This window comes from Flagellimonas sp. L-11, assembly GCF_056857735.1.
Genome location: NZ_JBSXNR010000078.1, coordinates 16,269 through 32,212, shown reverse-complemented (window position 1 = coordinate 32,212; position 15,944 = coordinate 16,269). Strand labels below are relative to the sequence as shown.

The 15,944-nt window shown below is 41.4% G+C and carries 14 protein-coding genes; 8 read left to right on the top strand and 6 right to left on the bottom strand.

All coding sequences use genetic code 11. From position 1 onward, the window contains the following. Nucleotides 1–7: 7 nt before the first annotated feature. The 3 genes from trpB to AC13CC_RS15845 are packed head-to-tail and all read left to right on the top strand — an operon-like array spanning nt 8 to nt 3,531. Nucleotides 8–1,192, top strand: a complete 1,185-nt coding sequence (trpB, locus tag AC13CC_RS15855) for a tryptophan synthase subunit beta (RefSeq protein ID WP_326278830.1) — start codon at nt 8–10, stop codon at nt 1,190–1,192. Between the two features lie 46 nt (nt 1,193–1,238). Continuing rightward, nucleotides 1,239–2,000, top strand: coding sequence for a tryptophan synthase subunit alpha (trpA, locus tag AC13CC_RS15850; RefSeq protein ID WP_482876308.1), 762 nt, complete (start codon nt 1,239–1,241; stop codon nt 1,998–2,000). Nucleotides 2,001–2,034: 34 nt separating this feature from the next. Beyond that, complete coding sequence (locus AC13CC_RS15845; RefSeq protein ID WP_482876307.1) at nt 2,035–3,531, top strand: M20/M25/M40 family metallo-hydrolase; 1,497 nt, start codon at nt 2,035–2,037, stop codon at nt 3,529–3,531. On the opposite strand, the gene AC13CC_RS15840 is transcribed toward AC13CC_RS15845, so the two are convergent. The 5 genes from AC13CC_RS15840 to AC13CC_RS15820 form a co-directional block, all read right to left on the bottom strand. Continuing rightward, nucleotides 3,528–4,226 (bottom strand): uracil-DNA glycosylase family protein, encoded by a 699-nt coding sequence (locus tag AC13CC_RS15840; RefSeq protein WP_482876306.1) that lies wholly within the window; start codon nt 4,224–4,226, stop codon nt 3,528–3,530. The two genes, AC13CC_RS15845 and AC13CC_RS15840, sit on opposite strands and share 4 nt — an antisense overlap. A 105-nt stretch (nt 4,227–4,331) precedes the next feature. Next, complete coding sequence (locus AC13CC_RS15835) at nt 4,332–6,878, bottom strand: phosphoenolpyruvate carboxylase (protein ID WP_482876305.1); 2,547 nt, start codon at nt 6,876–6,878, stop codon at nt 4,332–4,334. A gap of 175 nt (nt 6,879–7,053) precedes the next feature. Next, a complete protein-coding gene (gene yaaA, locus AC13CC_RS15830) occupies nt 7,054–7,815 on the bottom strand; it encodes a peroxide stress protein YaaA (protein WP_482876304.1) in 762 nt (253 codons plus the stop codon). Nucleotides 7,816–7,904: 89 nt separating this feature from the next. Beyond that, complete coding sequence (locus tag AC13CC_RS15825; protein WP_482876302.1) at nt 7,905–8,936, bottom strand: RluA family pseudouridine synthase; 1,032 nt, start codon at nt 8,934–8,936, stop codon at nt 7,905–7,907. A 2-nt stretch (nt 8,937–8,938) separates the two neighbouring features. Next, nucleotides 8,939–9,526: a PASTA domain-containing protein gene (locus tag AC13CC_RS15820; RefSeq protein WP_482876301.1), complete on the bottom strand. Its 588-nt coding sequence runs from the start codon at nt 9,524–9,526 to the stop codon at nt 8,939–8,941. A 79-nt stretch (nt 9,527–9,605) separates the two neighbouring features. On the opposite strand from AC13CC_RS15820, the gene AC13CC_RS15815 reads away from it, so the two are divergent. From AC13CC_RS15815 to AC13CC_RS15795, 5 genes are all read left to right on the top strand, one after another. Further along, nucleotides 9,606–10,580, top strand: a complete 975-nt coding sequence (locus AC13CC_RS15815; protein ID WP_482876300.1) for a D-alanine--D-alanine ligase — start codon at nt 9,606–9,608, stop codon at nt 10,578–10,580. A gap of 33 nt (nt 10,581–10,613) precedes the next feature. Continuing rightward, entirely contained in the window at nt 10,614–11,072 is a 459-nt protein-coding gene (gene coaD, locus AC13CC_RS15810) for a pantetheine-phosphate adenylyltransferase (RefSeq protein WP_326278821.1), read from the top strand. Between the two features lie 213 nt (nt 11,073–11,285). Continuing rightward, complete coding sequence (locus AC13CC_RS15805; RefSeq protein WP_482876298.1) at nt 11,286–13,109, top strand: PAS domain S-box protein; 1,824 nt, start codon at nt 11,286–11,288, stop codon at nt 13,107–13,109. Continuing rightward, nucleotides 13,096–13,509, top strand: coding sequence for a response regulator (locus AC13CC_RS15800; RefSeq protein WP_482876297.1), 414 nt, complete (start codon nt 13,096–13,098; stop codon nt 13,507–13,509). Before AC13CC_RS15805 ends, AC13CC_RS15800 begins: the two co-directional genes overlap by 14 nt. Before the next feature lie 70 nt (nt 13,510–13,579). Continuing rightward, nucleotides 13,580–15,352, top strand: coding sequence for a M14 family metallopeptidase (locus AC13CC_RS15795; protein ID WP_482876295.1), 1,773 nt, complete (start codon nt 13,580–13,582; stop codon nt 15,350–15,352). Here AC13CC_RS15795 and AC13CC_RS15790 read toward each other — a convergent pair. After that, nucleotides 15,345–15,944 carry an NUDIX hydrolase gene (locus AC13CC_RS15790; RefSeq protein ID WP_482876294.1) on the bottom strand — a complete coding sequence of 200 codons (600 nt, stop codon included), beginning with the start codon at nt 15,942–15,944 and terminating at the stop codon, nt 15,345–15,347. The genes AC13CC_RS15795 and AC13CC_RS15790 overlap by 8 nt on opposite strands.

Below are 15,944 nucleotides of genomic sequence, written 5' to 3'. Positions count from 1 at the left end.
TAAATCTATGAAGAGTTATCATGCTGATGAACGGGGATATTACGGAGAGTTTGGGGGAGCATTTATCCCCGAAATGTTATATCCCAATTGCGAGGAGCTAAGACAAAACTACCTTAGCATCATGGAAGAACCTTCGTTCAAGGAAGAGTTTCACCAATTGCTAAAAGATTATGTGGGCAGGCCTACACCACTTTATTTCGCCAACCGTCTATCCGAAAAATATAACACGAAAATCTATCTGAAACGGGAAGATTTGTGCCATACCGGAGCCCATAAAGTCAACAACACCATTGGCCAGATTCTGATGGCCAAAAAATTAGGCAAAAACCGAATTATTGCTGAAACAGGTGCTGGACAACATGGTGTGGCAACAGCTACCGTTTGTGCCCTTATGGGGATTGAGTGCATTGTATACATGGGTGAGATTGATATTGCCCGCCAAGCCCCGAACGTGGCACGAATGAAAATGTTGGGGGCCGAGGTTAGACCGGCCACATCGGGCAGTAAAACCTTAAAAGATGCCACCAACGAAGCGATTCGCGACTGGATCAACAATCCCGTGGACACGCATTACATTATTGGTTCCGTAGTAGGGCCTCACCCCTATCCTGACATGGTGTCCCGCTTTCAATCCGTGATTTCCGAAGAAATCAAAAATCAACTTCGGGAAAAAGAAGGTCGCGAAAAACCTGATTATGTGGTAGCCTGTGTAGGTGGTGGAAGTAATGCTGCGGGTGCGTTCTACCATTATCTGGATACTCCGGACGTAGGTATTATTGCCGTGGAAGCTGCAGGAAAAGGCATTGATTCTGGTGAAAGTGCTGCCACTTCCGCTTTGGGCAAAGTAGGCATTATCCATGGTAGTAAAACCTTGTTGATGCAGACCCAAGATGGGCAGATTACAGAACCCTACTCCATTTCGGCAGGATTGGATTACCCGGGTGTTGGGCCCATGCATGCACATTTGTACGCGTCTGGCAGGGGTGAATTTATTTCCATTACCGATGATGATGCTATGAAGGCCGGCTTGGAGCTTTGTAAACTAGAGGGTATCATACCAGCAATAGAAACTTCCCATGCTCTCGCCATTTTTGAAGAAAGGAAGTTTAATCCAGATGATGTGGTGGTGGTCAACCTATCCGGGCGTGGCGACAAAGATTTGCAGAACTATATTGATTATTTTAAGTTATAATTTAATGTCCATTCCTGCGAAAGCAGGAATCCAATGAAAAATTAAAATGAACAGGATCAAACAAAAACTACAAGAGGACAAAAAAATTCTCTCCATATACTTTTCGGCAGGTTATCCCAATTTGAACGATACCGTAAAAATCATCGAAGATTTAGAAAAAAGCGGGGTCGACCTCATCGAAATAGGACTGCCGTTCAGTGACCCTTTGGCCGATGGACCGACCATACAAGAAAGTTCCACAACTGCCCTTAAAAATGGAATGAACACGGTATTACTCTTTGAACAACTGGAAGATATCCGCAAATCGGTCAACATTCCTTTGATCCTAATGGGTTATTTCAACCCCGTGCTTCAATATGGCGTGGAGGAATTCTGCGCTAAATGTGAAGAAATTGGTATTGATGGACTCATTCTGCCCGATCTGCCCTTGGATGAATATCAAGAGGAATACGAAGCCATTTTCAAAAAACATGGACTGATCAACGTCTTTTTAATCACCCCGCAAACGAGCGACGAGCGTATCAAAGCTATTGATGATGCCTCCGAAGGTTTTATTTATATGGTAAGTTCTGCGAGCACCACCGGTGCCAAACAAGGTTTTGGAGCGGAACAATCAGCCTATTTTGAGCGTATTGCCAATATGCAGTTGAAAAACCCTCAAATTGTTGGGTTTGGCATTAGCAATGCCGAAACTTTTGAGCAAGCGACTAAAAAAACCAAAGGAGCTATCATTGGTTCGGCTTTCATCAAACATATAACAGCAAATGGAGTGGATGGTATTAGTGACTTTGTGAAGCAAATTCGTTAAATTTCAGCTTTTAAAATCAACGCTGATCTGTCTCATGAAAAAAATACTATCCCTAGTTTGCCTATCACTTACTTTTTCCCTTTTCGCGCAGGATGATGTAGCCGTAAAATCGCAAGTGGCCGATGCCATTAACGAAATTCGGGAATTTATCGCCATTCCCAACGACGCTTTGGATGCTGCTGATATAGACCGCAACATCATGTGGTTGAAGCGTAAATTTGGTGATAGAGGCTTCAATACTGCCGTTTTGGACACAGAAGGGCTTCCCCTGTTTTTTGCGGCCACGCCAGTGAGCGGTGAAAAACCCACCATACTCATTTACATGCATTTTGATGGGCAATCCGTAGACCCATCCAAATGGGACCAACCCAATCCCTATCAAGTGGTTTTAAAAAAGCCCAGCGATGATACTTTTGAAACGGTTTCTTTTGATGAACTGGGGGATGACATTAATTACAACTGGCGCTTGTTCGGACGGTCAACTTCTGATGATAAATCGCCTATTGTGATGCTCTTGAACGCTATGGATTTATTAAAGAAAGATGGCAAAGAAATTCCTTTTAACATAAAAGTGATTTTGGACAGTGAAGAGGAAAAGAGCAGCAAACCCTTGCCAGCTGCCGTTAAGCAGTACCGCGAACTATTGGAATCCGATTTTTTGATGATCGTGGACGGACCTGTTCATGCTTCGGAAAACCCAACGGTGGTTTATGGATGTCGAGGCATCACCACCTTGACACTTACCACCTATGGCCCCATTAAACCTCAACACAGTGGACATTACGGCAATTATGCACCAAACCCCGGGTTTCAGTTGGCACAGTTGCTGGCTACCATGAAAGATACCGAAGGTAGGGTGACCATTCCCGGCTATTACGATGGTATTTCCATTGACGGAAAAACCGATTCCATACTAAAAAGTGTTCCTGATAGTGACGAGGCGATTGCTGAAAAACTTCAGTTTAAAACTGCCGAAAAAGTGGGCGGTTATTATCAAGAGGCTTTACAATACCCATCCTTGAACATTCGTGGATTGGGCTCGGGCTGGGTTGGTAACAAAGCACGGACCATTGTTCCCGAAAGTGCTATCGCTGAACTGGATTTGAGATTGGTAGTAGAGAGTGATGGAAACCGTCTTAAAAACTTGGTAAAGGACCATATCACCAAGCAGGGATACATAGTATTGAATCATATTCCTTCCAAAGAAGAGCGTATGCAGTTTGATAAAATTGTAACCGTGGAAGAAGGTAGCGTTACAGATGCCTTCCGAACCGATTTGGACAATCCTTATGGTAAATTTATTGTGAACACCTTGAATCAAAGTTTTGGTAAAGAAGTGATTCAGATACGCACTATGGGCGGTACAGTACCGATTTCACCATTTATCAATGAATTGAAGATTCCCGCGTTTATAGTTCCCGTTGTAAACCCCGATAACAACCAGCACAGCCCCAACGAGAACATCAAAATTGGGCAGTTGGCCTATGGCATTAAGGCGTTTTATGGGATTCTTTCTTCTGAAATGAATTAAAAAAACTCCCGATACTGCATCACCCTAAAATCAAGGGTATTGAAATCAGGATTTTTGTTTTTTAACTCTTTGTAGGCCTGTAAACTTCCAACAGCACGATTGGCAGCTCCCGAAGGCGCCGTCAATGAAACGGTTTTGACCGTCCTCGACTGCGCTCGAACTGACATTGGACTTAAATCAAAAGGCAATTCCAAATGATGGATTCGGGGTACTTCATTGGAGACAACTTTTAATTTTAGACCATATTCCTTTAACTGTCTGCGAAAGAAATATTCCGGGCCATTTTTGCTGTTACCGCCCATGAATAAAACGGTTTGGATGTTGGGATGTGCTTGCAAATAACCGACCAAATCACGAAGTTCCACATTTTGCATCCCCAAATCGGAGGCATCAATTTTTTCGCGTTCTGCACTTTCCACAATATCGCAGACTCCAATTTTGTTCTTGATCAAAAAATGCTTGCGTTGCATAACCGCTTCATTTGTGGTTTCATATTTCAGCCCCAAATCGAAGATTCTATCTAAAATGGGCCAAAGTTGTCCATTGCAACTGCCATAACAGAAATCAACATCTTGTGGCTTCAGCGCTCTTGTTGTAAAACGGGGTGGCGGCAAAGTGCCCACAATCAATTTAGTGGCTTCGGACAACAAAAAGGGTTCGTAGGGATGGATGTGTTTAAAAAGTTGCGAACTCAAAATTGAAAATATTCCGTGTTTGGGTAAAAATAAACAATCAGTATGATGCTTTTAAATTTTGCACCATACTGGTTGCCATTATTAGATTCGAGAAGAAATCAGGGACTAAGCCGAGTTCCTACTTGCATTGATGTTTCCGTAGAGGGAACGGGTCACGATTTTCTCATACAGTTCTTTGTATTCTGAATTTTGGGTGATATGGTACAGGGCATTTTGCTGAATCACCAACAATGGTAATACAATTTTTTCCCTGATTTTTACCGATTCCCTCGAAACGGCTTCATCTTCCATCAGAATTTTTAGACCAGAAATCTGTAACAACATTTTTTTGGACAATTGGAATTCATCGTAAAGGATATTCCAGAAATCGCCAAACTCGGGGTCATCTTTCATATAACTGGTCAAATCAAAGTTGGTTTTGGCCAAGGACATCATACTGTTTAGCATTAACGCTTTAAAAAAAGGTACTTCTTTGTAGAGCTTTTTCACCTCGTTCAATCGTCCTTCCTCTTTTAACTGCATTATGGCGGAACCCAAACCAAAATAACCAGGGACATTCTGTTTTAACTGGCTCCAAGAACCTACAAATGAAATGGCTCTAAGATCGGACAAAGTCAGTTGCTTTTTGTTGCCCCGTTTCCCCGGTCTACTGCCAATATTGGCCTTGGTGTAATATTTTAGCGTACTCCTGTTTTCCAAATACGGAATAAATTTATCGTGCTGCTTTAACGCATCATACTTTGTAAAACTTAGTTCGGAAAGTTCTTCAATAAGTTTACGTTGCGCTGCAGAAATCGTGTGTTCCTTGCCAAAAAGGTTATTGCTGAGCCCCGCGGTAAGCAACTGTTCGGAATTGTGAATAAACTGCTCCTTGGTTCCGTAGGTACTGGTAATGGTCTGCCCTTGAATGGTAAGCTGAATCTCGTGATTGGCCACATCCTTGGTCTGGGCCGCGTAGAACCTATGGGTCTTACCTCCACCCCTTGCCGGTGGACCTCCCCTACCATCAAAGAAAATGGCACTGATCCCATTTTTCTTGCAGACCTTGCTCAGGGTTTCTTTGGTCTTCAAAATGGACCAGTTGGCTTTTAAATACCCTCCATCTTTGGTGCCATCGGAAAAGCCGAGCATTATGGTATGAATATCTCTTCTTCGCTCCAAGTGCTGTCTGTATTGTGGTATATCAAACAGGGTTTGCATGACTTCTTCGGAAGCATCCATACCGTTCATGGTCTCGAACAATGGAACAATATCAAAAGTGATTTCCTTCTCGTCCCAACCGCACCATCTGAACAATCCAAATACAAACAACACGGAAAAAATATCTTCTGAATTACTGATGATGTAGCGGTTACATCCGTCTTCACCGTTTTTGTCCTGAATTGCTTTTAAATTTTGAATGTTGAGAATGGTATCTTTTACAATGTCATCATCAAAATCCTTCGGATCAAGTTTGTAATCGCCTTGGAGCAATAAATCCACCAACTCCTTTTCCTTGAGTTCTTCCAAACTTTCCTTGATGGCTCCTTGCTTTTTAAGCACGGTTTCCACCACCAATTTGTGTTTGCTGTGATCTTGACGGATGTCCAAGGTTGCAAAATGTGTTTTAAAAATGTGGACCTTATCTATAAACTGATCCAACTCATCCAAATATAAGCTATGATAATGTTCGATCAACTCTTCTCTCACCGCACCTAAATGCTCAATAATGCCTTCGTAGGAAATTGGCGCACTGGGATCGAACATGGCCTGGTACATTTTACCGCTCAACGCATTAAGGTGACCTTGCATGCCTTTAAAGGTCAATTTCTTGCGAAGATCCTTCAATTCGTTGTAGTAGCACTTCATTAGGGTGAGCCTGAGTTCGTCGGCCACTTGTTTGGTAATATCGGCCGTTACAAATGGGTTTCCATCTCGGTCACCCCCTGGCCAAAAACCAAGCTTCATAAGGTTGTAGTTCTCAAACTTTTCATCCTTAATGTTGCTTTTTACATATTGATAAAGTTCTCCAACTGCATCATAATAGGTGTTACGAAGAATGTAGATGATATTTTTTGCCTCATCCAAGGGCGTAGGTTTTTTTGCATTGATCAAAGAGGTTAAACCCAATTGTTGAAGGGTCACATCAATATCATGGATTCTATCTTCATCAATCAGCGAGCGTAGCTCTGCGATGATATCCAAAACAGCTGGGGTGTAAAACTGTGTGGGGTGCGCCGTTAAAACAATACGCGCACTAAAGGTTGATAATTTTTTGGAGACCTTGTCCCAGTTTTTGGTACGGTTTACCAACTCAAAATAATCCTTGATGGTCAACGAACTACTGTACTCCTGAAGTTTGGGAAATGCGGAATCTTCCACACTATCGTACAACACCACTTGGCGCTCTACATATTGTACAATTCTGAACATAAAATCCAATCGTTCCCGTTCGTCCTGAATATCCACAAAATTGGAGAAAAAGACCTCCAGAATCTCTTGGGGTTCTTTTCCTGCCTTTAGACCTTTCTCGCACTGATCGAGCAAAAGCGGGATAAGAATCCCCACATTTTCCACATTCTTATAGGGCAAGCTTAGGAAAAGGCTGTTATAGATATTGAACTTATTGGTTACCGATTTTTTAAACTCTTCTAACCGTTTAGTCTGCTGCATGAATTTGGTTTATGTTAGTGTTAAAAATAGACAAACACCCAAAGGTCGTGAATAAAGTGTAACCTCTGGGTTAAATTTAAGTGTATCACAATTTAAGGCATGTGCACTTCTATCGTAACAACACGCCTTTAATCGACCTTAACTTAAAGATTACTTCGGATTTTACCAAAGTTTTTTATCGGATGAACACGGGTTCGTTTTTCTTTACCGTATGTTCCTCGCTATAAAGATAGCCATCGTAGTCAAAATTCTTGATATCGTCCAGCGTTTCGGCTTCTGTGTCCAAGATGTAACGAACCATGGAACCACGCGCTTTTTTGGCGAAAAAACTTATGACTTTCAGTTTATCGTTTTTCCAATCTTTAAAGACCGGTGCAATCACGGGAACCTTGAGGTTCTTATCGTCCACAGCGCTGAAGTATTCGTTGCTCGCTAAATTCACGAACAATTCGTCCTCCTCTAGTTCGTTGTTCAAGGATTCCGTAATCTGATCTTTCCAAAACTCGTACAGGTTCTTTTTACGACCCACTTTCAGTTGCGTTCCCATTTCCAATCGGTAGGGCTGCATCAAATCCAATGGCTTTAAAACACCATACAAACCGGACAAAATTCGCAACGTATCCTGCAAGCGGTCCAGTTTATCTTCTGGGATAGTATAAGCATCCAAGCCTTGATAGACATCGCCATTGAATGCATACACAGCAGGTCTCGCATTGTCAGCGGTAAAAGGAAGTTTAAATTTTTGGTTGCGCTCCCAGCTTAAATCCGCTAGCTTATCGGAAATGGACATCAGTTCCGACAAAGCCTTTGGTTTTTTCTTTTTTAAGACGGAATTCAGTTTTTCCGCTTGCTCCAAAAATTGGGGTTGACTATATTTTGATGAGGGCAAAGCCGTATCGTAATCGAGCGACTTGGCCGGGGATATCACAATCTTCATCTTGTTCTAATTTTTTGTAAAAGTAGCGAGGATTTTACTTTTTAGGAAGGGTATTCCAATGGTGTTTTCAATCTTAAGATTGAAGAAAGCTATGATTCGTGGTGCTTGGAGTAGCCACGCCACTTTTCAATACCGTTCACCATGTCCTCGGGCAATTCGGAATCAAAGCGCATAAATTCGCCCGTTACAGGATGTTCAAAGCCAAGTGTTTTGGCATGTAGGGCCTGTCTGGGCAACACCTTAAAGGTATTATCCACAAATTGCTTGTACTTGGTAAAGGTAGTCCCCTTTAAAATTTTGTCACCCCCGTAGCGTTCGTCGTTGAACAGGGTATGCCCAATATATTTCATGTGCACCCTAATTTGATGCGTTCTACCTGTCTCCAACTTGCAGGAAATCAGAGTAACGTAGCCAAAACGTTCCAATACTTTGTAATGGGTTACTGCTTCTTTGCCCTCGTCGCCTTCTGGAAAAACCATCATTTGCAGGCGGTTTTTAGGGTTTCGAGCAATGTGCCCTTCCACAGTACCTTCGTCCTCTTCCACATTGCCCCAAACCAAGGCCACATATTCGCGCTCACTGGTCTTATCAAAAAACTGCTGGGCCAAATGGGTCATTGCGGATTCTGTTTTGGCAATCACTAACAAACCTGAGGTATCCTTATCGATGCGGTGTACCAATCCAGGCCTATCGGAGCTATTGTTCGGTAAGTTTTCAAAATGATAGACCAGCGCATTGATCAAGGTGCCCGAGTAATTGCCATGGCCTGGATGTACTACCATGCCTGCGGGTTTGTTCACCACCAAAAACACATCATCCTCATAAACAATGTCCAGGGGAATATCCTCGGGGGTAAGTAAAAATTCATAAGGTGGATGCTCGAACATCACTTTAACCTCATCGCCTGCCTTAACCTTATAATTCTGCTTTACAATAGAACCGTTCACCCAAATATGACCTTTTTTGGCAGCTTGCTGAATCTTGTTCCGCGTAGCGTTCTCGATAAAGTTCATTAAGAATTTATCCACACGCAAAGGCTCCTGACCTTTGGATGCTACAAAGCCATGATGCTCGTAGAGCTCATCTTGAGACAGTTCATCTTGATTGTCCGGAGTGTTCATGTTTATTGGGAATCTGCCTGTACCCTAGCACTACCGGGTATGGTACCATTTCCGCAAATCAGCTCCACTTTGGAGGTTTTGGGTAGTTTATCTCCCGGTTTTATGTATTTCCCTTTGTATTTCATTCTGTACACCATGTCCTTGCCCAACTCATCAATATAAGTAACGCGCTCCACATCCAAACCTACGGCCTTGAGCATGGAAGCGGCATTGCGTTGGGTAACTTGGATAATATCCGGTACGGTCACCTTTTTATATCCAGAAGGGTTTACCGTAAAATATATTTTTCGGTTTGACTTCACCTTGTTCCCCGCGGGCGGATTTTGATCCAAAATGGAAAACCTGGGATACTCCGGGTTAAAGTTGGAAGAATCCAATACCTGATATCTAAGTCCTGCTTCCTCGACCGCTTTTCGCATCTCCATAACCGACATTTTGGAAAAATCCGGCACTTCTACAAATTCACCATGATTGGTGGTACTTTTGAGCCATTGCAAAGCAACAAACACCAAAACCAGAACGGCCCCTGCAGCCAATCCAAGTTGAATCAAAAAAGTCTTGCTTTTTAAAAAGTTGAAAAAATTCTTCATGTAGTTCACCTTAACGGAACAAATATAGGAAAGCCAACCCTTTTTTCTTTATTTTGGCTTTGCGATATTTTACAAGTCAATGAAAAAGAACATTGCCATAATTATGGGCGGCTATTCCAGTGAGTACCATATTTCCATTAAAAGCGGAAATGTGGTGCACAAATATCTGGATAAAAAAAAATACAATGCGTACCGAATCGTGATTACCAAAGAGAAATGGTTTTATTTGGATGCATCCGATAATGAGACGCCGGTCGATAAATCTGATTTTAGTATCATGGTCAACAGGGACAAGATTAATTTTGATTGTGTTTTCAACGCCATCCATGGAAGCCCTGGTGAAGATGGCCTAATGCAAGCTTACTTTGAACTTTTGGGCATTCCACAAACCGCCTGTAACCATTACGAAGCTGCGCTCACTTTTAACAAACGGGATTTGTTGAGCACCCTTAAACCTTATGGCGTGCCTTGTGCCACTTCTTATTATTTGAACAAAGGGCAATCGGTGGACGAAGATGCCATTGTGGACAAAGTTGGACTTCCCTGTTTTGTAAAGGCCAACAGAGCGGGCAGCAGCTACGGCGTATCCAAAGTGCACAAAAAAGAGGATTTGGCCAATGCCATTGATGATGCTTTTAAGGAGGACACCCAAATCATTATCGAATCTTTTTTGGACGGCACCGAAGTATCGGTTGGTGTGATTACCTATCAGAATAAAGTAACTGTGCTCCCTGCGACCGAAATCATCTCGGAGAACGATTTTTTTGACTTTGAAGCCAAATACATGGGGAAATCACAGGAGATTACACCGGCAAGAATATCCGAAAAACAAGAATCCAAGGTAAGGCACATGGCAGAGTTTATATACAAAACTCTAGGATTGAAAGGCTACACCCGTAGTGAGTTTATTTTTATTGGTGATGTACCACATCTGCTTGAAATAAACACAACCCCGGGACTTACCGAGGAAAGCCTTCTGCCACAGCAGGCCAATACAGCAGGAATTTCCCTGGAGGCACTTTTTGATAGCGCTATTGTTGAAGCTTTGCGATAGAAACCGTATTTTTAAAAAACTTTATTCCACAACATGAGACGCGCATTGTTTCCCGGTTCTTTTGACCCACTTACTTTAGGACATTACGACATTATAAAAAGAGGAGTCACCCTATTCGATGAATTGGTGATTGCCATTGGGATCAATGCGGATAAAACATATATGTTTTCTCTGGAAGAACGTGTTAAATTTATAGAAGAGGCATTTAAAGACGAACCAAAAATCAAAGTGACCACCTACAAGGGAATGACCGTGGATTTTTGCAAAAAAATAGAGGCCAATTTTATATTGAGAGGATTGCGCAATCCAGCAGATTTTGAGTTTGAAAAAGCCATTGCCCACACCAACCGCAAACTGTCGGAAATCGAAACGGTTTTTTTATTGACATCTTCTGGCAAATCCTATATCAGTTCTTCCATAGTTCGCGATGTTATTAGGAATGGCGGCGACCATACTGGCTTAGTACCTGACACAGTTGTGGTCAAAAAATAAAAATCATTTCCTTTTTCAATAATTGACTGTAGGTAAAATCTTTCTTTTGTGAAATTTTCAAACCATAACTAACCCATCGAATACAACATTTATCCATGCTTTCACAACAATTATCCATGCTTTCACAACAATAAATCTATCTGACAATTCAATAATTATACATTTGGTCAGAAATTTCTTAGCGGTAGAACGTCTTTAAACATCCCCCGAGTTTTGAAAGCAGTTGAAAGAGTTGACCAATTTTATTTACTAAAACAGTTGCCAAAGGCAACCGCTCTACTTTGCAAGAAAGGCATCGTACAAGATGCCTCCTGTTCGTGGCTCGAAATTTTTGGTCAATCCTTACAAGACAAGAACCACCAAACGAAAATTTTTCCATTATATCCAGAGGTTTTAGACCTTGAGAAAAAGCTCATGGAGCACACCCCCTTTTCCATTAAACATAAAATAAAAAGCAGCAAGGGCACACGCCATTTGAAAAGCTATTTTGCCCCATGGTTCGATGAAAAGGAGAATGTGATAGGGACCATTGTCCAAACTGACGATATTACCTCCGAAGCTGAAAAAGAACAACAGATAGATTGGTTGAACAATATTCTGGAAACAAAGGTAGAAGTATCCAAAACCGGTTGGTGGGAGTATGAAATTGAAGAAGAGAAACTTACTTGGTGCAAGGAAACAAAACGAATCTACCAAGTTCCTGAGTGCTTCGAGCCAACCGTAATAGAGGCCTTAAATTTCTTTAAACCAGGGTATAGCCGAAATAAAGCATCCATGCTTTTCCATAAAATTGCCCTAAGCCATCAACCGTATGATGCCAAGTTAATGATCGTTACGCTCCATGGTGAAGAAAGATGGGTCCGTATAACAGGAAAACCAATAATAGAAAACGGAAAAACAGTTAAGGTTTTTGGCACTATAAAGGATATACATGATCAGGTAACGGCCGAAACCACAGTAAAGGAACACCAACAATTGCTCTCCACATTGGTAGATAGCCTTCCATTGAATGTATATGTAAAAGATTTGGAATCCAGAAAAGTTTTGGTAAACAAAGGGGAATGCAAGTTTCTCAATAAAAAACCAGAACAAGTTATTGGTAAAACCGATTTTGACCTATACAGCGAAGAAACGGCCAAATTTTTTAGGGAAGATCTTCAGGTGATGAAGCACTTAACTCCAATAATAGGAAAAGAGACCGCTAGCACGGTACATGGAAAAACCATTTATTTTCTTACATCCAAAATTCCATATTTTGATCTAGAGGGGAAGGTTTGCGGACTCATTGGAATGAGTTTGGACATTACCAACATAAAAAAGAAAGAGGAACAGTTGCGGAATTTAATAAATATCACCTCTATGCAAAACCAAAAGCTTATCAGTTTTGCACATATTGTTTCCCATAATTTGAGGTCGCACTCCGCTAATTTCTCCATGCTTCTGGGCTTTTTAAACTCGGAAAAGGATGCTGAAGAACGTAAACGTATTTTAAAAATGCTCTCACAGGCATCGGACAACTTGTTGGAAACCTTGGAAAACTTGAACCAAGTGGTGGACATCAATACCAAAACATCGGAAACAAAAACACCGCTCAATCTAAAAAATAATGTTCTAAAGGTACTGAAAAACCTTTCAGCCCTTTTGGAGGAAAACAAGTCCCAAGTCATAAACAATATATCGGAGAATATTGAGGTGAATTGTGTTCCTGCCTATTTGGACAGCATTATATTGAACCTTGTATCCAACGCAATCAAATATAAAAGCCCCAATAGAGAACCATTGATTACCATAAATGCCGTAAAGTCCAACGAAGGGATAATCTTGAGTATTTCCGACAACGGATTGGGAATAAATTTAGACAAATACGGCGACAAAATTTTTGGAATGTACAAAACATTCCACAATAGAAAAGATGCCAAAGGCTTTGGCCTATACCTTGTAAGGAACCAAATTGAGGCCATGGGCGGAAGTATAACAGTGCAAAGTGAAGTTGACAAGGGCACTACGTTCAATGTTTATTTTAATGAAGAAAGTTAGTTGTATTTTTATTGTGGACGATGATCCCATTACCGTATTTGGTATTAAAAAAATGTTGCGGTCGGTTACTCATTGTGATGACGTTCAAATATTTCAAAACGGGCACGAAGCCTATGAGGCCATAAAGGAAAGACAAGAGAAAGGAGAAAATATTCCGGATGTCATTTTTCTCGACATCAATATGCCCATTATGGATGGCTGGGGGTTTCTTGATGAATTGATCGATCTAAATATCGATGAGCATGTCGTAATCAACATGATCACATCTTCCATAGATCCAGCAGATCACAAAAAATGGAACAGTTTCAAAGACAGATGTCCACATATCCTAAACTTTAAGAACAAACCCATTTTTAAAATAGAGCCAGAAGACCTTGGCTGTATCAATGTGGCTTCTTAAATTATAATATTATGTATTTTTGGAGCTGCCAAACACAGGTTTTTGTGCGAACCAAAGTTCCCGTAATATTTTGAAGCATATATTTTTTTTAACGGCCCTTTTCCTTTTGGTCTCCTGCGAATCTGAAACGCAGGATGAGAAATCCTCGTACCCGACCCATTTTGAATTATCTGATGGAAAAGAAACGGCCACTTATAAACAAACCATTGACTATTACATTGCCCTTGCCCGTGAATTTCCAGAGATAAACATTCACACCATAGGCAAAACGGACAGCGGTTACCCACTGCACACAGTAACATTTAATCCAGAAGGGGATTTTAATTATGAAAATATCCGCAAGGAAAAATCCATCATCTTAATCAACAATGGAATACACCCGGGTGAAAGCGATGGCATAGATGCCACCATGATGCTTTACAGGGACTTGGCCACCGGCAAACTGCCCACACCCAAAAATACGGTATTGGTCACCATTCCCATCTATAATGTAGGTGGCTCGCTCAACCGCAACTCCACCACCAGGGCTAATCAAAATGGGCCCTTGGAATATGGGTTTCGGGGAAATGCCCGTAATTACGACCTTAATCGGGATTTCATCAAAATGGACACCCAAAACGCCAAGACCTTTGCCCAAATATTCCATAGGGTAAAACCTGATGTTTTTATCGATAACCATGTAAGCAATGGAGCGGATTACCAATATACCCTGACCCATCTTTTTACCCAACATAATAAATTGGGCGGTACAATGGGAGAATACCTGCACGATAGCCTGATGCCTAATCTTGAAAATTCCTTGGCCGAAAAGGAATGGGACATCACGCCTTATGTCAATGTTTTTAATGTTCCGCCAGAAATGGGGTTCAGCCAATTTATGGACCACCCCAGATATTCCACGGGATACACCACACTTTGGAGTACCTTGGGCCTAATGGTGGAGACACATATGCTAAAACCATACAAACAACGGGTCGAGGGAACATATGCTCTTATGCAAAGCTTGATTGAAGTGGTCGAGGCAGAACACGAGAACATAAAATCGCTTCGAAAGGAGACCTTGGAAAGCAACATGGACCTTTCCGAATATTACTTCAACTGGCAGGTGGACACCACAAAGTCCAGCATCCTCAATTTTAAAGGGTTTGAAGCTGAACAAATCACTAGCGAAGTAACAGGACTTCCAAGATTAAAGTACAACCGAGATAAGCCGTTCACCAAAAAAACGGTGTACCAAGATTACTTTTATCCAATGGACACAGTTAAAGTTCCAGAAGCCTATATCATAAAAAAGAGTTGGAAAAGGGTCATAGAGCGGTTGGATGCCAACAAAATTCAATATTCATCCATAGCACAAGATACCACTCTTTCTGTAGAAGTATACAAAATAGTGGATTTCAACACCAGAAACGCACCTTACGAAGGTCATTATTTGCATTACGACACCCAAGTGGAAAAAATCGTTAAAAAAGTTCATTTTAGGGAAGGGGATTTATTGATACCCATCCATCAATCAGGAATCAGGTATCTTTTGGAGACACTGGAACCACAAGGGGCCGACTCATTCTTTAACTGGAACTTCTTTGATACCGTTTTGCAACGCAAAGAAGGGTTCTCCCCTTATGTTTTTGAAGACGTAGCCCTGAAAATGTTGCAAAAAGACTCTTTGCTGCTTCGGGAGTTTGAAATGAAAAAAGAAAAAGACCTTAATTTTTCCAACAATTGGTATGCACAATTGAATTGGATTTTTGAACGCTCCGTACATTTTGAAGAAGCCTACCTCACCTACCCTATATTCAGGATAGCGAAAAACAGCGAAGCTGCAGGCTTGTTATCTAATTAAAAGGCCAATCATCGAACAATACCTTTATGTTATGATAAGAGTTCTTTAATGCTTTTTTGGTTTTTTTAGGGCCTTTCCACTTCACCTTTTTGATGCCTTCGGATTTTTCGGCCACCAATTTTCCGGTATAATCGGTCGACATAATAAACCAATGCGTCTGCTTCAATCGGTATTCCCCGTTCCTTTTAAATATATGGAACGTTGTATGAAGAAATCTTTCAATCACTAGATTTTTAACACCGGTCTCCTCCTCAACCTCTCTGATTGCGGCATTTTCTATGGATTCTCCCTTGTCCACTTTTCCCTTGGGCAAATCCCACTTTCCGTTCCTGTAAATAAAGAGAACCTTGCCCTTTTTATTGATCACAAATCCACCACCAGCAACCACTACTGGAATCTTGTGCATAAAAAGCTTCAGGATTTTTTTGTCATCAGGGTGGTACAGATACGCCTTTTTCAACTTCTTTTTGGACAAAAGTCGAATCGCCTCAACAATAGAATCACCATCCAACGAGAACAAATTACCATTGGAATCCTGGGGGCGCTCGTTTGTTAAAATCAGTGGGGCCTCATTAACAAAAACTTCATACAT

What these genes read in the sequence shown, in the direction of transcription:
- AC13CC_RS15845 (WP_482876307.1), top strand. Translation starts at nt 2,035, where the DNA reads ATGAAAAAAATACTATCCCTAGTTTGCCTATCACTTACTTTTTCCCTT.
- AC13CC_RS15800 (WP_482876297.1), top strand. Translation starts at nt 13,096, where the DNA reads ATGAAGAAAGTTAGTTGTATTTTTATTGTGGACGATGATCCCATTACC.
- coaD (WP_326278821.1), top strand. Translation starts at nt 10,614, where the DNA reads ATGAGACGCGCATTGTTTCCCGGTTCTTTTGACCCACTTACTTTAGGA.
- AC13CC_RS15835 (WP_482876305.1), bottom strand. Translation starts at nt 6,878, where the DNA reads ATGCAGCAGACTAAACGGTTAGAAGAGTTTAAAAAATCGGTAACCAAT.
- yaaA (WP_482876304.1), bottom strand. Translation starts at nt 7,815, where the DNA reads ATGAAGATTGTGATATCCCCGGCCAAGTCGCTCGATTACGATACGGCT.
- AC13CC_RS15825 (WP_482876302.1), bottom strand. Translation starts at nt 8,936, where the DNA reads ATGAACACTCCGGACAATCAAGATGAACTGTCTCAAGATGAGCTCTAC.
- trpB (WP_326278830.1), top strand. Translation starts at nt 8, where the DNA reads ATGAAGAGTTATCATGCTGATGAACGGGGATATTACGGAGAGTTTGGG.
- AC13CC_RS15820 (WP_482876301.1), bottom strand. Translation starts at nt 9,526, where the DNA reads ATGAAGAATTTTTTCAACTTTTTAAAAAGCAAGACTTTTTTGATTCAA.
- AC13CC_RS15790 (WP_482876294.1), bottom strand. Translation starts at nt 15,944, where the DNA reads ATGTATGAAGTTTTTGTTAATGAGGCCCCACTGATTTTAACAAACGAG.
- trpA (WP_482876308.1), top strand. Translation starts at nt 1,239, where the DNA reads ATGAACAGGATCAAACAAAAACTACAAGAGGACAAAAAAATTCTCTCC.
- AC13CC_RS15815 (WP_482876300.1), top strand. Translation starts at nt 9,606, where the DNA reads ATGAAAAAGAACATTGCCATAATTATGGGCGGCTATTCCAGTGAGTAC.